Source organism: Halalkalibaculum sp. DA384 (assembly GCF_043951955.1).
In the GTDB taxonomy this organism is placed as follows: domain Bacteria; phylum Bacteroidota; class Rhodothermia; order Balneolales; family Balneolaceae; genus JAMQKA01.
The window spans coordinates 248,367-274,784 of sequence record NZ_JBINJE010000001.1 but is presented as its reverse complement, the minus strand read 5'-3'; the positions used below and the strand labels follow the sequence as shown (position 1 = coordinate 274,784).

Sequence of the window (26,418 nt, the reverse complement as noted above, 5' to 3'; positions counted from 1 at the left end):
TTCGCAGTCCGCTACACCCTGTCATAGTATTTTCGGTCGGGAAATCAATCTAAATCATTGTAATTCATAGTATTACAATGATTCAAAATTATTCTCGTGAGAAATGCAGGTTAGCGGGGTCTGCTGAATTCAGCCGGAACAGGTGGGTTTCCAGCAACGCTGAAAAGTCAGGGTACCAGAATGACTTTGCCGATATTCTGGCGCTCCTCAATGTAGCGGTGAGCGTCGGCCACCTCGCTGAACGGGAAGGTTTTGTCTACATGCGGGGATACCCATCCTTCACCGACGCCCTCCAGGAGTTGGCGCATCCAGTGTTGCGCCTTCTCCTTTTCATGCCACAGGTGTCCCAGGTTGACTCCAAAGACGCCCCGGTTTTTGTCGAGCAGCGGCAGAGGGTGGAAAAAAGGCATGGTAACGACAGTTGCCAGCAGTTTGAGCTTGGCCCACCATCCACCAGAAACCCCTTCGCTGGCACTGGAAACCCCAAACATGCCGAGTCGCCCGGTTGTCCGAAGGGCTTTATAGCTCCGTTTCCACTCCTTTCCGCCCAGCGGATCGATGATTAACTCTACCCCCCGGTTGTCCGTCATTTTCATGAGCTGCTTGTACCAGTCGTTGTTCCGGTAGTCGATCGGGTGGTCAAGCCCGCGTGCTACCAGGAATTCGTGTTTTCGGGGGCTGGCCGTGCCGTAGGTGGTGGCCCCGATGTGCTGGGCGATCTGCAGTGCGGCAAGTCCCACGCCCCCGCCAGCGTTATGGATCAGGATCGACTCCTCGGGCTGCAGCGAGCCCATGACCCGTATCAGCACCCAGGCGGTGAGGTAATTTACCGGCAGCGCAGCCGCCTCTTCGAAGGAGAGGGCTTCAGGCTTTTCAAATAGTTGATGGGGCTTCACCAAAACTTTTTCGGCTTGTCCCCCGAAACGGGTGGTGGCAATGACCTCTTTTCCTTTCCATTTCGGATCCGCCTGCGCCCCGGCTGCCTCCACGATCCCTGAAACTTCGTAGCCCATGACGCACGGCTTGGGCGGGGCATCCTGGTAGGTGCCTTTGCGGGCCAGGATATCGGCAAAATTGATGCCCGCCGCCCGAACGTCAATCAGCAGCTCCTCCCCGTCAGGCACAGGGTCTTCCGCTTCCGATATGGTGAGTACGTCGTAACTGCCGTCGGCGCTGTTTACAATCTCTCGCATAATACCCTGTTAGTTGCTTGCATATTTTTCCACCCCGGCAAGGGCCACCATCATCTCAAAAAGATCGGTATTCCGGGTAAAATTATCCATCTGTTCAATGCCGGGTCCAAGCACCGCCAGCTCCACGTAGTCGGAAGTGTGCACGGTGCCCAGCCAGTTGATGGAAAGGTAGTTGGCCAATATGGAGCCGAGCACCGCCTTGGGACTGTTTTTGGCCTCGTAGACGGTGGTGAGTTCACCATTCAGCGATTTAAGGAGCATGATGGCTTGCTGCCGGGTAATGCCCAGGTTGGTTGCCGTTTTCACACGGTCCCGAATGTCTTCAACGGAACTATTGGCGTCCAGACCGGAAAGGATCCAGTCGTTGCTGTGGGTGAACTGCTGGATGTTGTCGAGGTTGCTGCCGGAATCGGTATAGCGGTCTCCGGTCCCGTTGACAGCGGGATTCGCGTTCCCGTGATCGGTCGTGATGATCAGCAGGGTATCCTCTCTGCCGGAGGCAAAGTCGAGGGCCACACCCACCGCCTCGTCAAACTCAATCTGGTCGTAAATCAGTCCGGCGGCATCGTTGCCGTGGGCCGCGTGATCCACACGTCCGCCTTCTACCTGCAGCAGAAACCCGTTCTGAGCCCCGTTGAACTGTTTGAGAGCGGTTTGGGTCATCTCTGCAAGGGTCGGCACTGTCGACGCCAGGGCAGCGTTGTTTTGACGGTCGATGGTGTAGGGCAGGTGCGAATCGGAAAAGACACCGAGCAGCTTTTGCCGGCTGGCGTTTGGCAGGTTTGCCTTTTCGCGAATCACGTCGTATCCCTTGGCGCGGAATCCCGCAAAGAGATCCTTGCCGTCATCCCGGTCCGCCGGAGCAAAATGACGGGCTCCTCCGCCCATCAGCAGGTCGAATTCCCGCTGCAGGTACTGCATAGCAATAGTGTCTTCCATGCCCCGGTCGGGCACGTTGGCGGCAAACCCGGCGGGTGTGGCGTGGGTAAGCCGCGTGGTCGTAACCAGGCCGGTTTTTTTGCCGGCATCGCGGAATATTTCGGCGATCGGCTTGTGGCGGCGCCCGTCGGGCGACATGTTGATCGCCCCGTTGTTGATTCGCTGGCCGGCTCCCCAGGAGGAAGCCGCTGCGGCGGAATCGGTCACCGGAGAATCGAGAGAGGCCATATCCATCAGCCCCCGGTGGTATGGGCGCTCGGTGGAATCGTAGAGCTCCAGCCAATTGGTGGCCTCTCCATACTGGCGCCGTTTGACAAGGTCGCCCAGCGTCAGGGTGCCACTGCTCATCCCGTCACTGACCATAAATATGATGTTCTTCGCTTCCCCCTTCGCCTGGGAAATCCTGTCCAGCAGGCTACTGGATTTTCCGGATAAAACAGAGGAACCGATTCCAAGAGATGCTAATGCGCTGCTTTTTAAAAAATCTTTCCGACTAAATGAAGACATAAAGGATCTGATTGTCTTGACAATGGTTTTGGTTAAGATAAGTGATATCAGGTAGAAGTGTGATTAACTCCTTGTTAAATGTTTTTATCCTTATTGTGTACGCGCACTGATTCGCGTAATCCAGGACGCGATTACCCTTTCAAAAGGTGTGCGGGATGTGTAGGTAAATAACACGGACTGATACCTATTTTCACATAAAATTCGTAGTATCCGGTATCGCTATTCACAAGAGGGCTTTGCAAAGCTCCCTTTTTTCGGAGTCCTCAGAAATCCAATGTTATCTACATAAAGTGAGATGGAAAAACAGCACTATATTTTGTTGAGTATCGCAATTATTCTTGCAATGGCCGTACTGGGATATTTCATAAGGGAAACGGCGATCCGTTTTAAAGAGTACGAGCGCACGGTCACCGTCAAGGGCCTTGCCGAGCAGGAGCACCCGGCGGATATCGTAATCTGGCCGATCCAGTTTACCGAGGCGGGTAATAACCTCGAGGCGATCTACACCTCGGTTGAGAAGAGCGCAAATATCGTTAAAACGTTCCTTATGGAGCGCGGTATCGGTGAGGAGGCGATCTCGTTTTCGACGCCGGTTATGACTGACAGGTCGGCACAGCGGTATGGTGGAAATGAGAACGTGGAATTCCGGTATGTGGCCACCCAGAATGTGACGGTCTACTCGAGCGAGGTCGACAAGGTGCGCGAGGTGATGGGAGAGCTGGTGGAGCTGGGGAAGCGGGGCATCACGCTGAGTGGCGACGAGTACCAGGTGCGAACCGAATACCTGTTTACGCGGCTAAATGAGATCAAGCCGGAGATGATTGAGCAGGCCACAAAAGAGGCGCGGCAGGTAGCACAGAAATTCGCCGAAGATTCCAACAGCAGGCTGGGTAAGATCAAGACGGCTTCGCAGGGACAGTTTAGCATTGCCCCAAGAGATAACAATACCCCGTATATTAAAAACATCCGCGTGGTTTCTACGATCGAGTATTACCTGTCAGACTAGTCTCTGGATCTGACTGTCTCAAATTGAGGCAGTGAGGTTAACGGCGGAATCATCGATTCTATTCTCCCAGGATGCGGTTAAACAGTTGGCCGAACATCCCCTTTCGGGTGTCAAAGGAGGGTTCGAAATGCCGGAATCCCGTTACCTGTGTGCTGTCCCCGTTAAATTCCAGCTTGTAATTCCATACGTAGGCGGAAGAAGGGTTGGCACCCGATAACCAGAGGTCGGATCGCCCAAAACGGAGATCGGAGAAGATGAGTCCGTCCGGGCGCTTCTCGACGGTATAATACCCGTTGGAGAACCAGAGCAGTCGCTGGACGGGCAGGTCATCCCGGTAGGGGGCTATCAGGTCAGACTGCCTGGGCAGCGTTATAAAATCGATCTCCTGATCGTCGTCAAAGATGGAGTAGAGTCCCACATGGATATCGTCGCCGCTTTCCAGGTAGCCGGTCCAGAGAAATATGGTCAGGGGAGCGGGGGTGGTCATGTACCGGTCCACCGCCATATTCTGCTGCCGGGAGTTATCCTCAAAGACCGTATTTACATGCCATTTTACTCCAAAGCCCATCAGCAGGTAGAAGGAGCTGATTCCCAGCCCGAGGTAGTTGGCCCACCGCCGTTTGTGCAGATTCCGGTTGAGGAAGAGCGCAACCAGGATGCCGCCGAGGAGAGGCACCGTATAAAACGGGTCGATAATAAAGATTGAGTTAAAACTGGCGGCATAATTGCTGAAAGGCTGGAATACCTGCGTACCGTAGCTGGTACACACGTCGATAAAGATATGGGTAGAAAAAACCCAGAACACCAGCCCGCTCCACTGCTTCCATCCGGCCTTGTGGTTCCATTTGAGTTGGGCCAGCAGCCAGCCAAACAGGGGCGGGGTCAGCAGGCAAAAAAGTATGGAGTGGGTAATTCCGCGGTGAGCAACAATCTGTTGAGCTTCTGTCAGGAAGGGATTCGCCAGAATATCAAGGTCGGGAACCACCCCGAGTACAGCGCCCCATAGTGGAGCTTTATTTCCAATCCTGCGCCCGAGTACGGCCTCCCCGACGGCAGCTCCCAGTGTGATCTGTGTAATGGTGTCCATTCAGCAATTTTGTAAAAAAAATTAAAGATTTGTTTGTGCGGCCAAACCTGGTCGATTTCTCAATTTTCCTTCAGAATCATGTGCGTTATTTACACTAGACAAGTTTTTACATTTAGTGTTGAACTATTTCATATTTCATTCACTTTTTTTGGTTACTGAGACAAAAAAGTCGGACGTAGACAATACAACAACAATTTTGAATAATTATCCAATGATATTTGCAGCCGGTTCATATATCCGTTCTACCACGGTCGCCCTGGTGGCGGTTTTTTTTGTGGTTTCCTGTTCAGATGAGGCCTCTCAGGGAAACAGCGATTCCCCTACTAATTCAGTTATTCCAGCAGTTGAAGCGGTAGAGGCACGTTACGGATCCCTGCCGTTAAGCGAGCGGCTCAGCGGTACAGTGATTGCCGAAAACCAGGTGGAGCTTTACCCCGAGATAAGCGGTCGCGTTGCCGAGGTACTGGTCAGCAATGGCGGCGAAGTTCAGAAAGGGGATCCGCTGGTCCGTCTTGATGACACCCAGTACCGGGAACAGGTCCAACAGGCGGAGGCAAGCTACAGGATCAGTAACGCCCGTTTAAAGCAGGCCCGGGCCCGGTTGCGCCAGCTGGAGGCGGAGTACAAGCGAACCAAAACACTGGCCGACCGCGATCTTTCCAGCGAGCTGGAGATGGAAACGCTGGAGGCCCAGATGGCATCAGCCGAGGCGGATGTTGAACTGGCTGAAGCTGAGCTTGAGCGCGCGCAGTCAACGCTTGAAGAGCAAAAAGAGATGCTGCAACGGACCGTGATCAGGGCCCCGATCACGGGGTCCGTGGGGCAGCGCAATGCAGAGGTGGGCATGCAGGTAGGTACCGGCACCCACCTGTTTACGATCGGGAATCTTGGAGATTTACGGGTGGAAGTCGTATTGACCGAAGATATGCTGAACAGGATTGAGATCGGACAGACGGCCGAAATTATGGCACCGACAAGAGATGGGCAGACTGAAATTATACAAGCGGAGCTCTCCCGTATTTCTCCCTTTCTGAATCCCGTGGCCCGCAGTACCGAAGCAGAAATTGATGTATCAAATGAAAAGGGCCTGTTGAGGCCCGGGATGTTTGTCGCGGTGGATATTTTGTATGGAGAAAGTGAGCAGGCCACGCTGCTGCCTACCAGTGCGCTGTACACCGATCCTCAAACCGGTGAAGAGGGAGTTTATGTGGCCACTACGCTTGGATCGGAGGTGGAACCGGTCGAAAGTACACCGGATGATTCCGGGAACCCGGCCCCGCTTACTGAACCTGTTGATGTCGAGTTCAAGGTGATTGATGTTATTGCGGAAGGACGTATGGAACTGGGAGTGGCCGGGGTGGAACCGGGTGACTGGGTCATTACCGTCGGGCAGCACCTGTTGACGGGCGGCCGCCGGCAGGCCCGGGTGCGCACCAGCTCCTGGGAGCGCATTTTGACGCTCCAGGGATACCAGCGTAACGACCTGTTGCAGGAGGTCCTCAACACCCAGCAACAGAGTCCTCAACAACCAACCATGTAACGTAAAAAGGATCTAACCATGCCGCTAACGAAAACTGCTGTAGACCGACCTATTGCCACCACGATGGTGTTTTTGATTGTCATCGTGCTGGGCGTCATCTCGTTCCGGTATCTGCCGGTAGACCTGCTGCCCCCGATTGAGTATCCCCAGCTTACGGTCAGTACCGATTACAACAATGTCGGGCCTGAGGAGATGGAAAAAATTATTACAAAGCCGGTTGAAAATGCCATTGCCGGCGTTCCGGGCGTGGAGCGCGTACGCTCAAGCTCCTCGGAGGGCCGAAGCCGGGTGACGCTTGAGTTTTCCCAGACCACGGATGTGGATGTGGCGGCCAATGATGTGCGGGCCGCGCTGGATCGCATCCGGGATGACCTGCCGCCCGAGGTGGAATCGCCCCGCATCTGGAAGTTCGACCCCAATAATTTTCCCATTATTATTGTGGGAGCCAACTCCGAACGCCCGCTTCCCGACCTAACCCAGATACTGGAGCGGGAAATTACGCAGCGTTTTGAGCAGATAGACGGGGTCGGCTCTATCGATATCTGGGGCGGTATCTACCGAGAAGTGCATGTAGACCTGAAGAGAGATCGACTGATCGCAAGCGGACTCTCCTCGGCGCAGGTTCAGCAGGCGATCGCCAGCGAAAACGTGAACCTGCCGGGCGGGAATGTGAACTCCGGTACGCAGCAGCTCTATGTGCGGACTCTAGGGGAGTACGAGACGGTCGACGAGATCGCCAATACCATCATTACCGTGGTTGACGGGAAACCGATCCGCGTAAAAGATGTGGCCGAGGTAAAGTGGGACTATGAGGACCTGGACCGGCTGGTTACGATCAACGGTGAACCGATGGTTCGATTCGGCATTCGCAAACAGACGGGTGCCAACACGGTAGCGGTGGCTGAAGAGATCCGTGCAGAGGTTGAACGCGTCAACAGCGAGCGTTCGGATCTTGAACTGTTTGTCACCATTGACCAGAGTGATTTTATACAGAATTCCATAGACAACGTGCAGTCTTCGGCCATGTGGGGCGGACTGTTGGCGGTATTTATCCTGTACCTGTTCCTGAGAAACGGATCCTCAACATTTATTATCGCCCTTTCTATTCCTATTTCGATCATCGCCACTTTTGCACTGCTCTATTTTAACGGACTTACGTTAAACCAAATGAGTTTTGGAGGGCTCGCCCTGGGTGTCGGCCTCATTGTGGACAACGCTATCGTGGTGCTGGAGAATATCGTACGTCTAAGGGAGGAAAAAGGCGAGAATCTGCGAACCAGCTCGCTGGTCGGTACCAAAGAGGTGGGCGGCGCCATTATCGCCTCTACGCTCACTACCTCCGTGATCTTCCTGCCGGTGGTATTCATGAATACCATCACCGGCATCATTTTCCAGGAGCTGGCGCTGGTGGTTGTATTTGCATTGGTGTGCTCCCTGTTTGTGGCCCTTTCACTGGTACCGATGCTCTGCAGCAAGTTCCTCACGATTAAACCTTCTGAAAAGGAGGAGATCAAGAAGAAAGGTCGTTTTCGCCGTTTCTTTGTGATGATGGAAGAGAAATATTCCCAGATTATCGACAAGGTACTGGATCGCAAGGTAATAGTGTTCAGTTCTACTGCCGTACTGGTCATCGGCTGCTTCCTGGTGATTCCACAGCTCCCGATGGAGCTCGCCCCGCAAACCGATGCTGACGAGATCGATGTGGATCTCGAGATGGCGCAGGGCACCAGCATCACGGTTTTGAATGAGTACCTGAAGGAGCTGGAGACAGTAGTCCGGGCAAACTTGCCGATGGAGGATGTACGGCATATTACGACCGACGTACGCGACGGGCGAGCTGAAGTGGAAATTTCAATGGTGTCGGCTGACGAGCGTTCCATGAGTACCTCAAAAATTGCCGATCAAATTCGGGATAATGTTCAGGGACTGATTCCGGGAGCCGATATCAGGGTTAGCGCGCAATCGGGACTCTGGATGCTGCGTCGATTGTTTGGCTCGGGAGGGGGCACCGAGGTGGAAGTACAGCTTATGGGGTACAACCTGGATCAGGCCCAGGAGATATCCAACCAGATTAAGCTGCTGATGGAGGAGATTCCCGAGGTGGAGGGCGTACGCACCGACCGCAGAGAAGGACGACCGGAACAGCGAATTATTTTCAATCGTGAAAAAATTGCTGATCTCGGCCTTTCGATTACTGAAGTAGCCCGCGTCATCCAAACCAACGTGGGCGGCAGCCGGGCCGGGGTGTTCCGCGAGGACGGCGATGAATACCCGATTATTGTGCGCCTGCAGCCCGAAGACCGCCTGAGTACGACCGATCTTGATAATATCTCGATTACCACTCCCAACGGGCAGGTGATCCCGGTGTCTTCGCTGGTTACCAAGGAGATGGGACGGGGACCGACCGATATCAACAGGGTGAACAGCCAGCGGGTATCATACATATCGGCGAACCTGCAGAGCGGCGTGCCCCTGGGTGAGGCCGTGGAAAAAATTCAGGAAAAGCTCTCAACCCTGGAGCTTCCGGCCGGCTTCTCTATTGTATACAGTGGAGAATACGAGGAACAACAGGAGGCGGCAGCTGACTTTCAGCTCTCTATTCTCATGGCGCTGATCCTGATCTACATGGTGATGGCCGCCCAGTTTGAGCGTTTCCTGGACCCGGTAATCGTCATGTTTTCGGTACCGCTTGCTGTCATCGGGGTGGTCCCGACGCTGCTGCTTACGGGAACGACGCTTAACATGCAGAGCTTGATGGGCGTGGTTATGCTGATCGGTATTGTGGTGAATAACGCCATTGTACTGGTCGACTATATCAACCTGATGCGCCGCGATCACGGAATGAGCGTCCGCGAGGCTGTAATTGTCTCGGGCAAGCTGCGCCTGCGTCCCATCTTGATGACGACACTGACCACTGTTCTGGGACTGCTGCCGCTCTCCTTCGGGCTCGGGGCAGGCGCTGAAATTCAGGCTTCGCTGGCACGTGTGGTAATTGGCGGACTTACTGCCTCTACCCTCGTCACGCTCGTATTTATCCCCGTAGTGTATGTTACGGCGAACAATGTGCTTGAAAAAGTTCGTGCCTCAAAATGGTACCTGTTCGACAAAACGGACCAGCAGGTACAAACGGCCAAGGCGTAACCGTTGGTACCTTCGTCGTTTTAAGCCTGGTGCTCATATGGGGACCAGGCTTTTTTGTTGCCCTTGATTTTAAAGGGCTCTGCAAAACATTCTATTTCTCGTTTTAAGGTCACAAAGGTCGGTATTACAACTACCTCCCAACAAAATAGCAGGTTCTGCAAAGGCCCCATTTTAGAGAGGACCTGGAGAAAGTGGATCCAATCCATTTACAATGACTGTTGATTTGAGAAAGCCTTCTCAAATAGTTTCAGACTATAAGCAGGAAGAGGCCATATAAGTAAATGATTTTCACCAAAAGTTACGGTTTTCTTTTCCTTTGACAGCGGTATTCTTTTTGGCATGATCCATAAGTAACCCAAAAAGGCGTAGAATGGGGCAATTCGCTCCAGCTGCAACAGGCGTGTAAGTTTGTTGAGGCGCGCCATGTCGCGTCTGTACTGGATCCTGCTTCGGCTACCCCCCCTTACAGTTTGTCATAGGAGAGATCGGTGTTCAACTCCTGGTTGGCGAATGAAAAGACAATCCAGGTGATGCCGCTTAAGGCGATCAGCTCTCCCCCGTCTTCCAGTATCAGCATGGGGGTATCTGACCAGGGAAATCTATTCATCAGCAGTGCGTGTAGCATATCTGCTCCGGCGCCAAATATTGCCAGTACAATTACCCCTCCAAGTACGTACCAGCTGATTTGGCGTGCAAGCGCATTACTAGCTCGATATGCCAGCCATCCGAGGGCCAAAAACAGCGTGCCGACAAGCGCATACACCGCCAGCTCTCCGTAGTCCTTTCCCCGAAGCCCCAGCGCCGGAGCCAGTCCAACCCAGTCAGCGATATCTCCGCCCGCCGTTTCGTGGATCTCAAGGGAGTCGTCAAGAAGCAGATACAGAAAAAGAAGGGAGCCAATGCCGTATATCGGCTGATACATTTTAATCGTCAACCATCCCAGGAGAAAGGCGACCCAAAAGAACTTGACGTATTGGTAGACCTCTGAATATCCCCGCTCTGTGCCAAGAGAAAACTTGTTGTCACTTGCATATCCAACGGTGTGGATAATTTCGAGCCCGATAAACATAAGGTCAGCCGAAATGAGGAGTATCAGGAGCAATATTGGCCAGCGCCATACCGGTATGGATTTCATAATACGTATTTCCTTAAGGAGAGACTCGACTCTTGATGTTTTTATATTGCCGATCACTAATTAATGTCTGTATTTGAAAAATAAATATAAGGTGCCTGAGCATAACTAGCATTTACATAAATATTTTTTAACGGAGGTAATTAAATTCATGCATCCCGGGATAGAAATTTAAAATCCCGCAAGCTCAAGGGGACTGGGATTATTTTCAAAATCGTTATTGAGGTAAGACCAGCCTTTATGACTTTGCCAACAAAATATTTACAGTTTTACAATCTACACGTAATGCAGAAGTAAAATAGATTTGTTATATAGAACTGAGAATATCACCCTAAGTGAAAGTTAAATTAGTGCATTTATGTCAATATCACGCAAGCAGTTTATTCAACGCGCAGGTGCAGTAGCGCTGGGTTTTTCGGGACTCCATATCTTTTCCGGTTGTGCCGCTACGCGTAATATAAATCCCGAAGCTATTTCGGAAGCGTTTGGTCCGCTCAGGTCGGACCCCAAGGGCATTATGGACCTGCCGGAAGGGTTCTCTTACAAAATCGTGTCCCGGTTCCGCGATAAAATGGACGATGGGTTTTACGTACCCCACCGGCCCGATGGCATGGCAACGTTTGAAGGACCGGGCGGCACTACCATCCTGATTCGGAACCACGAGGTGAATGCAGCCCGCGGAGGTGATGAGAGCGCGTTTGGTTCTGATTTTGCACTTGCCGAAAAACTGAGCGAGGAGGATTTTTACGATTATGGCGTCAATAGAAATCCAGGGCAGGGCGGCACGACGACGGTGGTGTATGATACCGAGAATCAGCAGGTGGTACGCCAGTTTTTGAGTCTGGCCGGAACCCTGCGCAATTGTGCGGGGGGACCCACTCCGTGGAACAGCTGGATAACGTGCGAAGAGATTGTGATGCAGCCCGATGACACCTACGCGAAGGCGCACGGGTATGTCTTTGAGGTGCCCGCCACGGCCGAGCCGGGTCTTGCCCGCCCCATACCGATTAAGGCGATGGGACGGTTTAACCATGAGGCGGTAGCTGTTGATCCCGAGAGTGGCATAGTGTACCTGACCGAGGATGACGGGGAGGGCCTGTTGTATCGATATATTCCCAATACTCCCGGCAGGCTGCTGGATGGGGGTACGCTTCAGGCCCTGGCTGTTGTCGATCAGCCCCGTATGGATACACGCAACTGGAAACAGCAGGCGGTGGCCGTGGGACAGACATTGGATGTGGAATGGATCGACCTGGAAGATGTGGATGCGCCGGAAGACGACCTTCGGTACCGCGGTTTTGAGGATGGAGCGGCGCGCTTTGCCCGTGGCGAAGGCATGTGGTATGGTAATGACGCTGTCTATTTCGCCTGCACCAACGGCGGGCGGGAAGAGCTGGGACAGATCTGGAAGCTGATGCCCGCCGGCCCGCAGGAGGAGCATGACAAGCTCGAACTGTTTGTGGAACCCAACGACGGGACCATGATTGAAAATGCGGATAACCTGACAGTAGCCCCCTGGGGCGATATCTTTGTGTGTGAGGATGGCGATGCCGAGCAGTATCTCAACGGGATTACGCCCGAGGGAGAGATCTACAAGTTCGGTAGAAATGCGGTCAGTACTTCGGAACTGGCCGGGGCCACCTTTTCTCCTGACGGCTCTACGCTCTTTATGAATATACAGCACGAAGGTCTTACGATCGCTATTACCGGTCCCTGGAACAAGGCAAAAAAGTGGGGATAGAAAAGACTGGTTTCCTTTTGATTGTCCTGGGTTGTGATGGCAAACGTGATCCCTCTGCCATTTGATCTAATGATTTGCCCGAAACGGTGTAAATAATAACTTTTCACACTTTTGGATTCTATTGGATAAAGGGTAAAAAAAGGGATTGAAAAGCAGACCGCCCTCCAATCCCTTGTTAAACCTGATGTCAATTTAATCGGTTTCTTCTGTATCCTCTCCCTGGGTTGGGTCTATAGGACCGGTGTCAATCTCGCTGGTATCAACATCCAGATCAATATCCTTTCCGTTGGCCATCGACTTAAAAGCCTCCAGGAAATCCATCGGCAGCGGGAAGAAGGCGTAGCTGGTATTTTCTTCTGCCACTTCGCTCATGGTTTGCAGGTAGCGCAGTTGCAGCGCTATGGGGGCTGTTTGCATCATTTCGGCCGCTTCAACCAGCCGGGCGGCAGCCTGGAACTCTCCTTCGGCATTAATAACTTTGGCACGCCGATCCCGCTCGGTTTCAGCCTGTCGGGCCATGGCGCGTTTCATGTTTTCAGGCAGCACCACATCACGCACCTCTACCGACACCACCTTGATCCCCCAGGGATCTGTCTGCCGGTCAATGATCTCCTGAATCTTTTTGTTGATTTTGTCGCGATTGGCCAGCAGCTCATCCAGCTCTACCTGTCCCACGATACTTCGGAGAGTCGTTTGTGCCAGCCAGGTGGTAGCCTCAATATAGCGTTCCACCTGTATAATCGCCTGTTCAGCGTCTATCACCCTGAAAAAGGTGATGGCGTCCACGTTAACGGTTACGTTGTCCTTGGTAATCACTTCCTGCCGCTCCACGTTGATCGTGAGCACGCGCATATCCACCCGCTCAATTTTATCGATAAAGGGAATAAGGAAGATCAGTCCCGGACCTTTGGTATGTTGAAATTTACCCAGCCTGAATACCACTGCCCGTTCATATTCCCGCAGGATTTTAAACATCTGCGGTAACAGGATGGCCGCAAGTACGGCAATAGTGATGACCCAGGATAGAGAATCAATAATTCCAGAATCCATAATCTGCTCCGTTTTTTATTAGTTTGCTGTTATTGGTTATTTGTTTGTTGTGTTAATTAATTGCTGGATCGGTTGAATGTCACCAGTGGGACGGCACGTACACCTGACCTGGCCGGATTTGAAGATCATGATCAGCTTGGAAAAATATCCGGTGCCGAGGTGTTGACTAACTGTTTGTTTGAATTCATCTTGTTCTCATGATTGCCGTGAAGATGAGGTGATGTCAGAAACCGGTTTGACCTTCATTTTAAGCCCCTTGACCTCTTCCACTTCCGCTAACGCTCCTTTTTCAATCTCTTCGTCGCTGTACGCGTTCCAGTACTCTCCGCTGATAAAGACGCGCCCGCCGCTGCTGTTTACCTTGTCAACGACTTCCGCATGCTGCCCGATCATCGTTTCCACCCCGGTACGGTTTTCAGAAAATTGTATTTTTAGTCCGGCCGTCACAATCCAAACGAAAAACAGGGTGGTAAGCACCGTTGCCGGTACCAGCCAGGCCCAGGAGAGCTCCATCGATTCGGGAAGGTCCTGGAACAGCATCAGAGCTCCCAGGAAAAACGAAACCGCTCCCCCGGCAATAAGGAGTCCGAATGTGGGGGTAAACGCTTCCGCAACAAAAAGGATGATCGCCAGCCCGATCAGCACAAAGCCGGCAATGTTGATCGGCATGGCCGCCGAGGCGTACAGCAGAAGGATCAGCGCGATAACGCCGGCTACCCCCGGAACGATGGCGCCGGGATTCGTCACTTCCCCGACAATGCCGTAAATGGCAATCATGGTCAGGATCAACATGACCTCAGGTCGCATGATAAACCCGAAAAGATTTTCCGCCAGGTTTTGGGGAATCTCCGTAATAGTGGCGCCGGTGGTACGCAGCGTGTCGCCTTCCACAGTTCGCCCGTCGATCTGTTGAAGGAGGTCATCCCGATCTTCTGCAATCAGGTCAATTACATTCAGTTCAAGCGCCTCCGATTCCGTCACGGCTTCTCCTTCTCGGACAGCAGAAATTGCCCACTCCTTGTTGCGATCTCTGCGCTCGGCGATACTCTCAATAAAACTCTCGGAGTAGTTGAATACCTTGTTCTGCATTACGCTGTCCATCTGTGCCCCGCTGCCTGAAACCGGGGACGCCGCCCCGATGGTGGTAGAGGGAGCCATCGCGGCAATATGAGCAGCCATGGTAATAAAAGTGCCGGCACTGGCGGCCCGTGCTCCATCCGGTGATACATACACAACGATGGGAATATCGGAATCAAAGAAAGTTTGTACGATGTTTTTGGTGGATTCAAGCAGTCCGCCGGGCGTATCCATTTCTATGATGAGGCAAACAGACCCGTTCTCCCGGGCGTTGTCGATTCCCCGGCGAATGTAGTTGGTGGTCGTGGGACTGATGGCGCCCTCTACGCGAATCACGCTCACGGAAACTGAATCCCTGCTGTCGAGGGCGGTGGTATCAGCAGGCGTATCTCCCTGGCCGAACATGAAAAAAGAAAGTATGAGGAACAGTCGTATCATAAGCCGTGAATATCAAAAATTGTGTGACCCAAACAAGCAGGTACCCTTTTTCATTATAAAGAACTTTGATCAACAAAACAGTTCCATCTGCAGAAACTTCTGTAAAAGAGTGTGCCTGAATACGGGCTTGACAGCACTTGCAGGCTTTCGTAAAAGGGAGGAAGACAGAAACGTCCGAAAATAGTTGGAGGCGCTGCTATTAACTGGTCTTTTAATGTTCGGGGATCGATCAATGGGGAGGGGTCGAAAAGCGGATATTGCCCGCCCTGCGCCGGGTGTACCCGGTTGGGTGATTCCGGATAAACTGATATATTGTATCCTGAAAAATTAATTAACCAGTTGGTAATTACTCTATGAAAGACCGGGAAAACGCAATCGATACGAAAGACAAAATTCTTGAATCGGCTTATGAGGTTTTTTTGCAACATGGAATAGATGGCTCCGGAATCAAGCAGATTGCGGACCGGGCCCAGGTCAACAAGGCGATGCTCTACTACTATTTCGACTCCAAAGAACACCTGTTCAAAGAGGTCTTTCGGAAGGCGGTCCGGGAAAGCGGGTTGAAAACGCTGGAAGCAATGGAGGACGAGCAGACGTCCCTGTTTGAAAAAATTGAGGAGTATATCGCCGCACTTACCGGGAAACTGGCAGAAGAGCCCCGCGTGTTTTCTTTTGTCATGAACGAGCTCAATCGTCATCCCGGGGTATTGACAGAGATATTGGTGGAAGCGATCGATTTTGACCGTTCCGTGCTGGAGCGGCAAATGAACGAAGCTGCTGATCGTTATGAGATTGCCCGGATCAGCCCGCGGCAACTGATGGCAAATATTACTTCGCTTTGTCTCGGACCGGTCATCAACCAGAAGTATTACACGGTGATGCTTGATATATCGGACGGGCGCGAGTACAGGAACTTCCTGGAGGAACGGAAAGGAATCATTTACGATATGACGATCAGCTGGCTTACCGCCTGACTAACAACGAGGGGTATTCCAAACCCTTCCGCCACCATTGAATCCATGCATAACAACCTCTTCTCTTCATATTTATATTATTTATATGCAGTAATACTGTTTATCCTGGCGGGATGCGGTTCTTCCGGGATATACATTTCGGAGGAAGCCACAGATCAGCAGGCTCGGCAGCCTCCGGTTGAGTCGCCTCTTTATTCGGTTTTTCTGGTGGGTGACGCTGGGGCACTGGCACCAATCAAGGGTGATCCGGTGGGAAAGTTGCTGAAGCGAAAGGCCAACGAAGCGGGCGAACAGAGCGCTGTTGTTTTTTTGGGAGACAACATCTACCCGGACGGTCTGCCGGAGCCGGGACAACCGGGACGTGAAGAGGCAGAAGCCAGAATTCGCGCGCAGCTGGATATTGTGAAGCAATATTCCGGGAGGGTCTTCTTTATCCCGGGAAACCATGACTGGAATAACTCGCAGCCCGGGGGACTGGAGGCAGTCGGGCGGCAGGAGGCGTTTGTAGAGCAATACCTGGGGCGCGGCAATACGTTTTTGCCGGACGATGGCTTCCCGGGTCCGGTGGATATCGAGCTGGTGGATGACGACGATACCCCGTTTGACAAGGATATCAGGCTCATATTGATGGACACTGAGTGGTGGCTGTACCAGCACGAAAAGGCGTTTGGCGATACCGGGGAGTATGAACTGCAGGACGCGGGCGATTTCCTGGTGGAGCTGCGGGATATTATCCGGAAACGGACCAACGACCATGTAATCGTTGCGGGGCACCATCCGCTCTATTCCAACGGAACCCACGGTGGATATTTCCCTCCCGTGAATCACCTGCTTCCTCCCGTGTTCGGATCACTCTACGTCTGGTATCGGAAGTTTTTTGGATTCCGGCAGGATATCTCCCATTACCGCTACCAGGAGCTTAAAAATGCGCTGCTGGAGGCGTTCGACGGCGTCTCCAATTTGATTTATGCTTCGGGCCATGATCACAGCCTTCAGCACTTCCGGATAGACCGGCGACGGATGTACCAGCATTATCTGGTGAGTGGGGCCGGTTCGCGCCCCGACTTTGTCGCTGCCGGCCGGAACGCCGATTTTACCTACAGGGGAGCGGGTTTTATGGTGATCCGGTATTATGAAGACGGCTCGAGCTGGCTGGAGGCCTGGACTCCCGGGAACAGTTCCTCCGGGCAGGGACGCCTGCTGTACCGGCGGCAGCTGGCAGCCCCCGATGATGATCCTTTTTATGGTACCGGTTCCGAGTTTAAAATGTCGAATCTGGATAGCGCGGAATTGAAGGACAGCACGATTACCATCGCTGCCAACTCCGCCTACGACAAGCCCGGACCCATATTTCGGACGGTATTGGGGGTGCACAACCGGGACCTGTGGGCGATCCCGGTGGAATTTCCGGTATTTGACATAGCAACGGTGGAAGGGGGGCTGGAGGCCGTAAAGCTGGGAGGGAAGGGGCAATCCAACACCCTGAGATTGGAAAACGAGCAGGGGCGGGAATTTGTGCTGCGTTCAGTCGATAAAGTGGCGGGCAAAATCTGGGACGAGCACCTGAAAAATACCCTGGCGGAGGATTTGGCACAAGATCAGTTTTCGATCCTGAATCCCTACGGCGCGCTGATGGTGCCTCCCCTGGCCGAGGCCGTGGGTATATACCATACCAATCCCAGGATCTATTACATCCCGCACGACCCGAGGCTGGGAGAATTTGCCCACCAGGTCGGCGGGCGCCTCGCATTGTTTGAAGAACGCCCGGATGATGATATGTCGCATGCTCCCCATTTGAGCGGATCCAGAGAAGTGATGAGCACGCGCGCTATGCTGAGCGAGGTGGAGGGCGACCTGGATCACCGCGTAGACCAGCCGATGATGCTTCGGAACCGGTTGCTGGATATCTGGATAAGCGACTGGGATCGCCACGAAGACCAGTGGCGGTGGGCCTCTTTTGAGCCGTTTGAACTCGACTCTTCGCTCCGTGGAGAAAAACGAACCGAAGGGAAAATATACCAGCCGATTCCCCGCGACCGGGATGTCGCTTTTATGGTGATGAACGGGGTGCTCCCCACTCTCGGGAAATTAACCTCGTTCAGGTTGTACCAGGATTTTACCGAGAGCTACGGAAACCTTAAGGGCCTGACGATGAACAGCCTGGCCCTTACCCGCCGGTTTACCAACCAGTTAACTCGGCGCGAGTGGATGTCGATTGCCCGGGATGTGACAGATGCCCTTACGAACGAGATTATCAAAGAGGCGGTGGGACGGCTGCCGCAGGAAGTGCAGCTGGCAGCGGCTGACCGCATTGAGCATGTAATGAGGGTACGGCGTGATCAGCTTCCCGAGATCGCTGGGCGGTATTATGAGCTGATCAGCAAAGTTGTGGATGTGGTCGGAAGCCACAAAAAGGAGTTCTTTGAGATCGAACGGCTGGATAATGATCGAACCCGGGTACGGGTATTTAAACGCAGTGAAAAAGAGGAGCCGGATCGAAAACCCTATTATCAGCGAACGTTCTACCCCAGTGAAACCCGCGAGGTTCGCATATATGGAATGGGTGACGATGATGAATTTGAGATAAAAGGCGCCGCCGGCAGTTCCATTTTGGTCAGAATTGTGGGTGGCAGTGGCGCCGACCGGTTTACAGGAAAAGGGTTGAGCCCGGGGGGAGATGAGAATATCAAACTGTATGACTCCACCGCCGGGAACACCTGGAATGAGGTAGCGGGACTTGATATCAAAAGGTCCAACCGCTCCGGGCTCAACAGGTATGATTACAGCAGGGGATATTCCTACAATACCGGGGAACCGCTCCTTTTTTTCGGGCATAACAGGGATGATGGCATTTTTATGGGAGGTGGAGGTACCGTACAGCTTCACGGGTTCAAGAAATATCCTTTTGCAGCCTCCCACACGCTTCGGGCAAACGTTGCGGCCCGAACGGGGGCGTTTAATATTCGGTATAATAGCCGGTTCACAGAGGTTGCGGGAAGATGGGATGGCGAGCTTGATATCCGGGCATTGACTCCCAATAATATTCGCAACTTTTTGGGATTTGGAAACGAGACAAAAGAGTCTGTCAAAGATGATGACTACTATAAGGCCCGCCTTTGGCAGTTCGGAGTGGCTCCTTCTCTGCGTCGAAGCCTGGGCACCGGCGTCGACATATCGGTGGGCCCCTATTTCCAGGTTACCAACGTGCGCGAAGATGCCGGCCGGTTTATCGGTCAGCCGCAGGCCGGAGTTTCTCCCAATACATTCGAAGATCAGTGGTATACCGGTTTGGCCGGAGAGCTGAGGCTGCAGGATATTGACAACAGCACGAATCCGCGGCAAGGGTTTCGGCTGCAGGGTTGGGGAGACCTGAATCTGGGAGTCAAAAATACAAGCGCCACTCATGGGACTGTTGGAAGTTCTTTGGCACTCTATTTTTCGCCCTCGCTGAACCCACAGTTTACGCTGGCCGCCCGCGTCGGATCTGAGCACAACATCGGCCCGTTCCCGTTTTACAAAGCCAACAGCCTGGGGGGCGTCAGGAATTTGAGAGGACTCCGCAGCACCCGCTACAACGGGAGAACCAACTTCTATAATAATATGGAATTACGTGGCAAGCTCTTCGATTTCAGCAGCTACGTGCTGGGCGGCGAAGCGGGATTTTTGGGATTCCTGGACCACGGGCGGGTCTGGACCGACGGGGAGCAGTCGGATACCTGGCATTGGGGCTACGGCGGGGGACTGTGGGTCAATCTGTTCAGGATGTCGATAGTACGTGGCAGCATCGGTTTCTCGGAAGGGGAGTGGAATATACTGGCTGGGGCCGGCTTTTTCTTTTGAGGTCCTGCTGTTAGTCCCCGCATGACAGAGACGGGGGAAGCGCGTCGCTTGTGAGAGGATTTTTTCGTAATATTTAATAATGCGAATACTCGAAAGTAATATATATTGCTTTCATGGCAGAAGCCATTGAATTACTCGTTCGACGAATTGTTTTCTCGTACGGGGAATATCCTTGACTGCAAATGAGGTGTAGGGCTTTCAAACACCGTCAGTGCTTTAGTGAACTAGGAAGATTCAGGCTCAATGAAACGGAGATGAGACTTTGCTGCAGGTCAGGTTACTACGGAATAGTAGTAGGAACAGTAGTCTTTAACATGGTCGGTCTGTACAGATCAACCGATCGGTGTTATCTGCGTACTGTTTGGGAAAGACCGAAATTCAGGGTTTGGCGTGGCACCGGGTATTCGTATTTACGGTTTGACAATTAATGCAGGAGTAAATAAATGGCTGTTGAACATTTTCGTCTGTTGGCTGCTATCATGTTTGCGGACATGGTCGGATATACCGCCATGATGCAGGAGGACGAAGAGGAAGCTGTGAAAAAGCGCGATCGCCAGCGTGAGATACTGGAAGAATGCATCCTGGAGAACCAGGGGCGGGTGATCCAGTATTACGGGGACGGTACGCTCAGCATCTTTGGCAGTGCCATACGCTCGGTGGAGTGCGCCATCGAGATCCAAAAGAAACTCAATTCGTCCAACGAGCAGATACCCCTGCGCATTGGCCTGCATGTGGGAGATATCGTCTATGACGATGAGGGCGCCTATGGAGATGCTGTAAATATGGCCGCCCGCATCCAGGCACTGGCGGTTCCCGGGAGCATCCTGGTAAGCGACCGCCTCTACGATGAACTCAAAAACCATCCTAAAATAAAGGTAAAAAACCTGGGAACGCACCAGCTGAAAAATATCAGCCGCGAGGTGACGGTGTATGCCATCAGTAACAGCGGATTGGAAGTTCCATCCCGGGCCGATATACAATACAAGACCGGCGGTCTGGTTCGAAGTGTGGCCGTGCTGCCGTTTTTGAATATGAGTGCCGATCCGGATAACGAGTATTTCAGTGATGGTATCACTGAAGAAATTATCAACGCCCTGACCCGGGTAGAAGGTCTGGAGGTGACATCACGGACTTCCGCGTTTGCTTTTAAAGGATTGAGCAAGGATGCCCGGCAAATTGGAGAGGAATTATCGGTGCGCTACCTGCTGGAGGGCAGTGTTCGGAAGGTGGGAAATCGTGTGCGCATTACCGCTCAGCTTATCGACACGGAAGATGGATTTCATATCTGGTCGGAAGTGTTTGACCGCGATCTGGAGGATATCTTCAGGGTACAGGACGAAATTTCCCGCAAGATTGCGGCCAAGCTCAAGGAGGATTTCTCCGATGCCGATCTGGGAATCAAGTCGCTGGTTAAACCGAGAACCAAAAGTGTTCAGGCATACAATCATTTTTTGAGAGGAAACTTTTACCTGCACAAATGGTCGCCGGAAGATGCCAGGAAGGCGATAGAGCACTACAAAAAAGCCCTGGAATATTGCGAGGGATATGCCGAAGCCTATGCGGGCATTGCCAACTGCTATACCTTTCTGGGAACCAGCACGCGCTGCTCCACCCATCACAATATATATGCCAGGGCTGAAGAGGCAGCTGAAAAGTCTATTCAACTCGACAACCGGCGGGCAGACTCCCATATAGCACTCGCCTTTGTACGGCTGTTTTATTACTGGGATTTCAAGGGGGCGAAAAAAAGCTTGAGGCGAGCCCTGGCTATCGATCCCGCTTCCCCTTTTGTAAAGCAGGGTTATGCCCTGTACTTGCGGATAATGGGCAAAAACCGGCCGGCAATACGAGCGCTGAAAGAGGCCCTGCAAAAAGATCCGCTTTCGTTGACAATCAATGCAGACCTCGGCCGTACCTACATCAATGACGGACAATTGAAAAAAGCCCTGGAACAGTTTAAGAAAACCCTGGAGCTGGATGCCACTTTTCGTCCGGCCCTGGAGGGAAAGGGATGGACATATGTGGCGATGGGTGACTTTGAAAAAGCCCTGGAGATGTTTGAAACAAACCCGGGAACGTTGGAGAAAGAATTGAAACAGATTGCCCAGCGGGGCTATGTATATGGAATCATGGGCAAGAGGGAAAAAGCCAACGAGTGTATAAAACTGTTGCGAAAAAAGGAAAAGCAAGAACCGGATATTTCACTGGCCATGGATTATGCGATGGTCTGTTTGGGATTAGGTGAGATCGACCAGGTCTTTCACTACCTGAACCAAGCAGTTGAGGAACATCTGGGCAGCGTATTGTTTATCCGGTCGATCCCGCTGTGGAATCCGCTGAAGTCGGATCTGCGATATGAAAAATTGCTGGAGCGAATAGGGATGGAGAAGGAAACCCTTGTAGCAGGTTGATTCATTACCGGTACTCCGGTTAGTATGGTAAATCGGGGAAGAGGCGGCTTCAGTAATTATTCACTGGAAACAGTAGTATCCTGCAAAAAACCGGGATCGGGTGAATCAACGGTTTTGCGAAAAATCCTTCTAATTAGAAAACCATTATGGAACAATCAACAGAACCTACAAAAGAACAGGAAGAGCGCACCGGGTCGGAACCGGAAGAGCAGCCGAAGAATGGAGAGCAGGAAAAGGAGGCCGAGGAGGAGAAAAAGTTTGGTTCACGAAAACGGGGCGTGTCAGATATGTTCCGAACGGCCTACCGGACGCATGTGGAACTGAGTGCCATTGCCGACAACAAGTCAAATATCATGATCAGCATCAACGGGATTATCATTTCCATCGTCATCGCATCCATATCTCCAAAAATTGATGCCAATCCCTGGCTGCTGTGGCCTACCGCGGCCCTGCTTATTTTTTGTCTGGCGTCACTGGTGTTTGCCATCCTGGCCGCTCGTCCCAGGGTTAATAAGAATCCGGTAACGCTGGAGGATGTGCGCGAAAATCGTGCAAATATCCTGTTCTTTGGCAACTATAACAATATGGAGCGCAGTGAATTTGTAGAGGGCATCGAGGAGTTAATGCAGGATGAACAACGCCTGTATGACTCGATGGCGCGCGATCTTTACGGGCTGGGACAAGTGCTATTCAAAAAATACGACCTTCTGAAGGTCTCCTACACAATCTTTATGGCGGGTATTGTGCTGGCCGTGGTTCTGTTCATCACCGTTTTTTTGACCGTTGCCTGAGGGTTTGCCACTTAATCCTTTTAAAACAGGTGCCAACAGAATTGAAGGCTGATACTATTTTGTAAATTAATACATTAAGTCTTTTCAACCCCCCTCAATTTCTCGTTCTGAGGAAGCTGTGCTCCCGCTTAAAGGTCAATAAGGTCGGTGGTACAACCACCTCCCAACAAAATAGTGGGTTCTGCAAAGGTCACTACATATTACGTATTGCGTAAAAAGCAGCGTTGTTCTTCACCTGTCGTTCGCTCTAAAGAAACTGTTTCCAAAAAGAACCTAATCACGGAACAACATCTCACGTCTGACGTCTCACATTTAACGTCTGAAACCTGTTAGAAAAGACTGGCTTGTTCGTCATCATCTTTCTTTTGTGCGCGCTCCATTTTGGGGGCGGGGCCTCGTTCCCGGTTGATCAGCAGCATGTCGGGGTGGAATTTTTTGTCATAAATCCGCCGCGCGATCCCCTGGAGTGCTTTTTCCCCGCGGGGGGTAATCAACAGGCGTTCATTTTCTTCGATTGTCAGGAACCCGAATTCCTTGAGATCATTGATAATCATGAAGGTAAGCTTGGAGATCGTACCGGAATTTTGTTCAACGTAGTCCCGGCTCACGGTTTCGTCCCCCGCGTCAAGAACCAAACCCAGGATATTCAGCTCCGTTTCAGTCAGCGGATAGCCCTCGGAACCTTTGGTCAGCAGTTCGTCCCAGGCTTTCTGGCTGTAGTAGAGGCCGAACCACCACTTGGCATCCTTCACCATACGGTGGGTAACGGTACATGCAAAATAATCGCCGGCTTTCGCTTTTTTGGGCATTCCCCGTTCGCGATACATTGAAACGAGTGTAGCCAGATCCAACTCATGCAGGTTGGGAGGATAACTAAAATGAAAGTCGGATTTCTTTTCCATAGCCCTTTCAAATTAATAAGAATGCCCGGTTGGTTTTTGAGGCCGTGACTTCGGCGATAAACCGTCGCCGAGTGGAAATATTAGCCTGTATTCTTCGGGCCACGTCTACTTTCCTTTCTCTTCAATTAGCTTGACAGCCTGCTTCATCGATACTTTTTCCGGCTCCACATTATCCGGGAGGCTGATATTTTTTTTTCCATACTTAATATAAGGACCATACCGCCCGTTCATCACCCGGATCTTTTTCCCGTTGGTGGGATGTTCGCCAAGCTCTTTGATCTCAGAGCTGCGTTTCGGTTTTTTCTTCTTGGCCAGCAGCTCCAGCGCGCGGTCAAGAGTCACATCCAGTACATTGTCATTCTTTCGCAGCGAAGCGAACGTCCCGTCATGTACGACAAACGGCCCGTAGCGTCCAACCCCGGCGCGCACCTCCTTGCCGGTATCCGGATGCTTGCCCAGCAGACGCGGGAGGTCCAGCAGCTGCAACGCCAGGTCCAGGTCCACTTCTTCCGGCTTCATCCCTTTCAGGAGAGAAGCGCGGGGAGGCTTTTTATTGTCGTCGGTTACTTCCCCGACCTGTACGTAGGGACCGTAGCGGCCGTTGCGAACATAGACAGATTCGCCGGTTTCGGGGTGTTTGCCGATCGATTTGGGGCCTTCTTCTTCCGCTTTGACCAGCTCCTCCAGCTTTTCTACCGTTATATCACTCGGGTACCACTGGTTCGGGATCGACGTTGTCACCTCGTCGCCATTTCGTTTCGATTTGATATACGGTCCGTACCGGCCTACGAGCACATCAATGTTATCGAGGTCCTTCAGCGGCAGGTGCAGCTGGCGCGCTTCCTGGGGATCGATGTTGTCTTCACGAGATTCCACCTTGGCTTTCAGCCCATCGTCTCCTTTGTAATAGTTGCTGAGATATTCCTTGGGATCTCCTTTGCCCTGGGCAATCTTGTCAAGTTTGTTCTCCATTTCGGAAGTAAAATCGCTGTCCACCAGTTCGGGAAAGTTGCGCTCCAGCAGTTCGGTAACGGCAAAGGCGGTAAAGGTGGGGATCAGGGTCTTCCCGTCGGTTTCCACATAGCCGCGATCTTGCACCGTACTAATAATATTGGCATAGGTACTCGGTCGACCGATGCCCCGTTTTTCGAGCTCCTTGACCAGCGTGGCCTCCGTAAACCGGGCAGGCGGTTTGGTTTCATGGGAGATCGGTTCTATGCCGTGTTCCTCAATCTTTTCGCCTTCAGTCAGCTCGGGCAGATAATTTTCCTGGTTTTCAAGCGCCGCTTCAGGATCATCACTACCCTCCACGTAGGCCCGGAAAAAGCCCGGGAACAGAATTTTTTTTCCGCTGGTTTTGAACTCCGCTTTCGTGCCGTTGGCTGTCGCTTTAATGACTACGTTGGTGAATTCAAGTTCGGCCTCCGCCATCTGGGTGGCAATTGTGCGCTTCCAGATCAGGTCGTACAGTTTGAAATCGGGACCGCTGAGGCCGGCTTTTTCCGGTTTCTTGAAATAGCTGCCCGCCGGTCGAATCGCCTCGTGGGCTTCCTGGGCCCCTTTTGAGCCTCCGCCGTAGTTTCGCGCGCGCTTAAACAGGTATTCCTCCCCGTATTCCTCCTCAACCGCATTACGGGCGGCGTTGATCGCCTGTCCCGAAAGGCGCGCCGAGTCGGTACGCATGTAGGTGATAAGCCCGTTTTCGTACAGTTTCTGGGCAATCTGCATGGTGCGTTTTGCGGAATAGCCAAACTTCCGGTTGGCCTCCTGCTGAAGGGTAGAGGTTATAAACGCCGGTGACGGATTGCGTTTCTGCCGGTTTTTCTTGACCTCCGACACCTTCCACTCCGCTTCCGCCAGGTCATCCCGCAGCTGGGAAGCTTTTTTGTCATCAAGCAGGACAACCGACTTCGGCTTTTTCAGCTTCCCGGTATTTTCATCAAAATCTTTGCCGGATGCGAGCCGCTTGCCGTCCAGGTGCGTCAGGTCGGCCTCAAAAATATCGTTGTCTTCCAGCTTGCTGAGCTGGGCTTTCAAGTCCCAGTAACGTGCCGAGCGGAATTTCATACGCTCGCGTTCCCGTTCCACCAGAAATCGCACGGCCACCGACTGCACGCGCCCGGCAGAAAGGCCCGGCGCGATCTTTTTCCACAGCAGGGGAGAGATCGTATAGCCCGCCAGCCGGTCGATGATGCGGCGGGTCTCCTGGGCGTTAACCAGGTTCATGTCGATATCTCGGAAATTCTTGAGGGCATCCTGGATCGCCTCCTTGGTAATCTCGCGGAATACCATCCGTTTGACCGGCACATCGGGATTCAGCAGTTCCACCAGGTGCCAGGAGATCGCTTCTCCCTCACGGTCTTCATCGGTAGCCAGGACCAGCTCGTCGGCATCCTTGAGCAGCTTTTTTAGTTTTTTGACGACCTTCTTTTTGCCCCGGGGAATAACATAAAGCGGTTCAAAATCTTCATCCGTATTAACCCCCAGGTTGGCCCATTCCTCTTTCTTGAATTTCGCGGGTATCTCCTTGGCGGAGGCCGGAAGATCGCGGATATGCCCCATCGAGGAATCGATGACGTAATCCTTGGGCAGGTATTGTTTGAGGGTTTTGATTTTTGTGGGTGACTCTACTATTACTAACGATTTCAT

Annotated in this window: 17 protein-coding genes; 8 read left to right on the top strand and 9 right to left on the bottom strand. The window is 52.4% G+C overall.

The features are described from left to right. Positions 1-167 precede the first annotated feature (167 nt). Both ACG2E4_RS01090 and ACG2E4_RS01085 read right to left on the bottom strand, forming a co-directional pair. A complete protein-coding gene (locus ACG2E4_RS01090; RefSeq protein WP_395275459.1) occupies positions 168-1,193 on the bottom strand; it encodes a medium chain dehydrogenase/reductase family protein in 1,026 nt (341 codons plus the stop codon). A 9-nt stretch (positions 1,194-1,202) separates the two neighbouring features. Continuing rightward, a complete protein-coding gene (locus tag ACG2E4_RS01085) occupies positions 1,203-2,639 on the bottom strand; it encodes an alkaline phosphatase (RefSeq protein ID WP_395275458.1) in 1,437 nt (478 codons plus the stop codon). A gap of 295 nt (positions 2,640-2,934) precedes the next feature. Between ACG2E4_RS01085 and ACG2E4_RS01080 the strand changes: the two genes are divergently transcribed. Continuing rightward, the gene (locus ACG2E4_RS01080; RefSeq protein ID WP_395260590.1) at positions 2,935-3,645 is read left to right on the top strand and encodes an SIMPL domain-containing protein; all 711 of its coding nucleotides are present in this window, start codon (positions 2,935-2,937) and stop codon (positions 3,643-3,645) included. Positions 3,646-3,703: 58 nt separating this feature from the next. Here ACG2E4_RS01080 and ACG2E4_RS01075 read toward each other — a convergent pair whose 3' ends face one another. Next, entirely contained in the window at positions 3,704-4,732 is a 1,029-nt protein-coding gene (locus tag ACG2E4_RS01075; RefSeq protein ID WP_395275457.1) for a metal-dependent hydrolase, read from the bottom strand. Positions 4,733-4,928: 196 nt separating this feature from the next. On the opposite strand from ACG2E4_RS01075, the gene ACG2E4_RS01070 reads away from it, so the two are divergent. Together ACG2E4_RS01070 and ACG2E4_RS01065 are read left to right on the top strand one after the other, a co-directional pair. After that, positions 4,929-6,272 carry an efflux RND transporter periplasmic adaptor subunit gene (locus ACG2E4_RS01070; RefSeq protein WP_395275456.1) on the top strand — a complete coding sequence of 448 codons (1,344 nt, stop codon included), beginning with the start codon at positions 4,929-4,931 and terminating at the stop codon, positions 6,270-6,272. An 18-nt stretch (positions 6,273-6,290) separates the two neighbouring features. Continuing rightward, complete coding sequence (locus ACG2E4_RS01065; protein WP_395275455.1) at positions 6,291-9,413, top strand: efflux RND transporter permease subunit; 3,123 nt, start codon at positions 6,291-6,293, stop codon at positions 9,411-9,413. A gap of 206 nt (positions 9,414-9,619) precedes the next feature. On the opposite strand, the gene ACG2E4_RS01060 is transcribed toward ACG2E4_RS01065, so the two are convergent. Further along, positions 9,620-9,838, bottom strand: coding sequence for a hypothetical protein (locus tag ACG2E4_RS01060; protein ID WP_395275454.1), 219 nt, complete (start codon positions 9,836-9,838; stop codon positions 9,620-9,622). A 38-nt stretch (positions 9,839-9,876) separates the two neighbouring features. Continuing rightward, on the bottom strand, positions 9,877-10,548 hold the full coding sequence (locus ACG2E4_RS01055) for a hypothetical protein (RefSeq protein ID WP_395275453.1): 672 nt from the start codon (positions 10,546-10,548) through the stop codon (positions 9,877-9,879). A gap of 355 nt (positions 10,549-10,903) precedes the next feature. On the opposite strand from ACG2E4_RS01055, the gene ACG2E4_RS01050 reads away from it, so the two are divergent. Then, a complete protein-coding gene (locus ACG2E4_RS01050) occupies positions 10,904-12,286 on the top strand; it encodes an alkaline phosphatase PhoX (protein WP_395275452.1) in 1,383 nt (460 codons plus the stop codon). Between the two features lie 192 nt (positions 12,287-12,478). Here ACG2E4_RS01050 and ACG2E4_RS01045 read toward each other — a convergent pair whose 3' ends face one another. Beyond that, positions 12,479-13,336: an SPFH domain-containing protein gene (locus tag ACG2E4_RS01045; RefSeq protein ID WP_395275451.1), complete on the bottom strand. Its 858-nt coding sequence runs from the start codon at positions 13,334-13,336 to the stop codon at positions 12,479-12,481. Between the two features lie 195 nt (positions 13,337-13,531). Continuing rightward, positions 13,532-14,851 (bottom strand): nodulation protein NfeD, encoded by a 1,320-nt coding sequence (locus ACG2E4_RS01040; protein ID WP_395275450.1) that lies wholly within the window; start codon positions 14,849-14,851, stop codon positions 13,532-13,534. 353 nt (positions 14,852-15,204) lie between these two features. Between ACG2E4_RS01040 and ACG2E4_RS01035 the strand changes: the two genes are divergently transcribed. The 4 genes from ACG2E4_RS01035 (at position 15,205) to ACG2E4_RS01020 (ending at position 22,867) form a co-directional block, all read left to right on the top strand. Continuing rightward, positions 15,205-15,825, top strand: coding sequence for a TetR/AcrR family transcriptional regulator (locus tag ACG2E4_RS01035; RefSeq protein ID WP_395260609.1), 621 nt, complete (start codon positions 15,205-15,207; stop codon positions 15,823-15,825). Between the two features lie 45 nt (positions 15,826-15,870). Further along, positions 15,871-19,665: a metallophosphoesterase gene (locus ACG2E4_RS01030; RefSeq protein ID WP_395275449.1), complete on the top strand. Its 3,795-nt coding sequence runs from the start codon at positions 15,871-15,873 to the stop codon at positions 19,663-19,665. A gap of 443 nt (positions 19,666-20,108) precedes the next feature. After that, positions 20,109-22,076: a tetratricopeptide repeat protein gene (locus ACG2E4_RS01025; RefSeq protein WP_395275447.1), complete on the top strand. Its 1,968-nt coding sequence runs from the start codon at positions 20,109-20,111 to the stop codon at positions 22,074-22,076. Positions 22,077-22,222: 146 nt separating this feature from the next. Further along, entirely contained in the window at positions 22,223-22,867 is a 645-nt protein-coding gene (locus tag ACG2E4_RS01020) for a Pycsar system effector family protein (protein ID WP_395260617.1), read from the top strand. A 329-nt stretch (positions 22,868-23,196) separates the two neighbouring features. Here ACG2E4_RS01020 and ACG2E4_RS01015 read toward each other — a convergent pair whose 3' ends face one another. Both ACG2E4_RS01015 and topA read right to left on the bottom strand, forming a co-directional pair. Further along, the gene (locus ACG2E4_RS01015; RefSeq protein WP_395275446.1) at positions 23,197-23,769 is read right to left on the bottom strand and encodes a hypothetical protein; all 573 of its coding nucleotides are present in this window, start codon (positions 23,767-23,769) and stop codon (positions 23,197-23,199) included. 105 nt (positions 23,770-23,874) lie between these two features. After that, positions 23,875-26,418: a type I DNA topoisomerase gene (topA, locus tag ACG2E4_RS01010; protein WP_395275445.1), complete on the bottom strand. Its 2,544-nt coding sequence runs from the start codon at positions 26,416-26,418 to the stop codon at positions 23,875-23,877.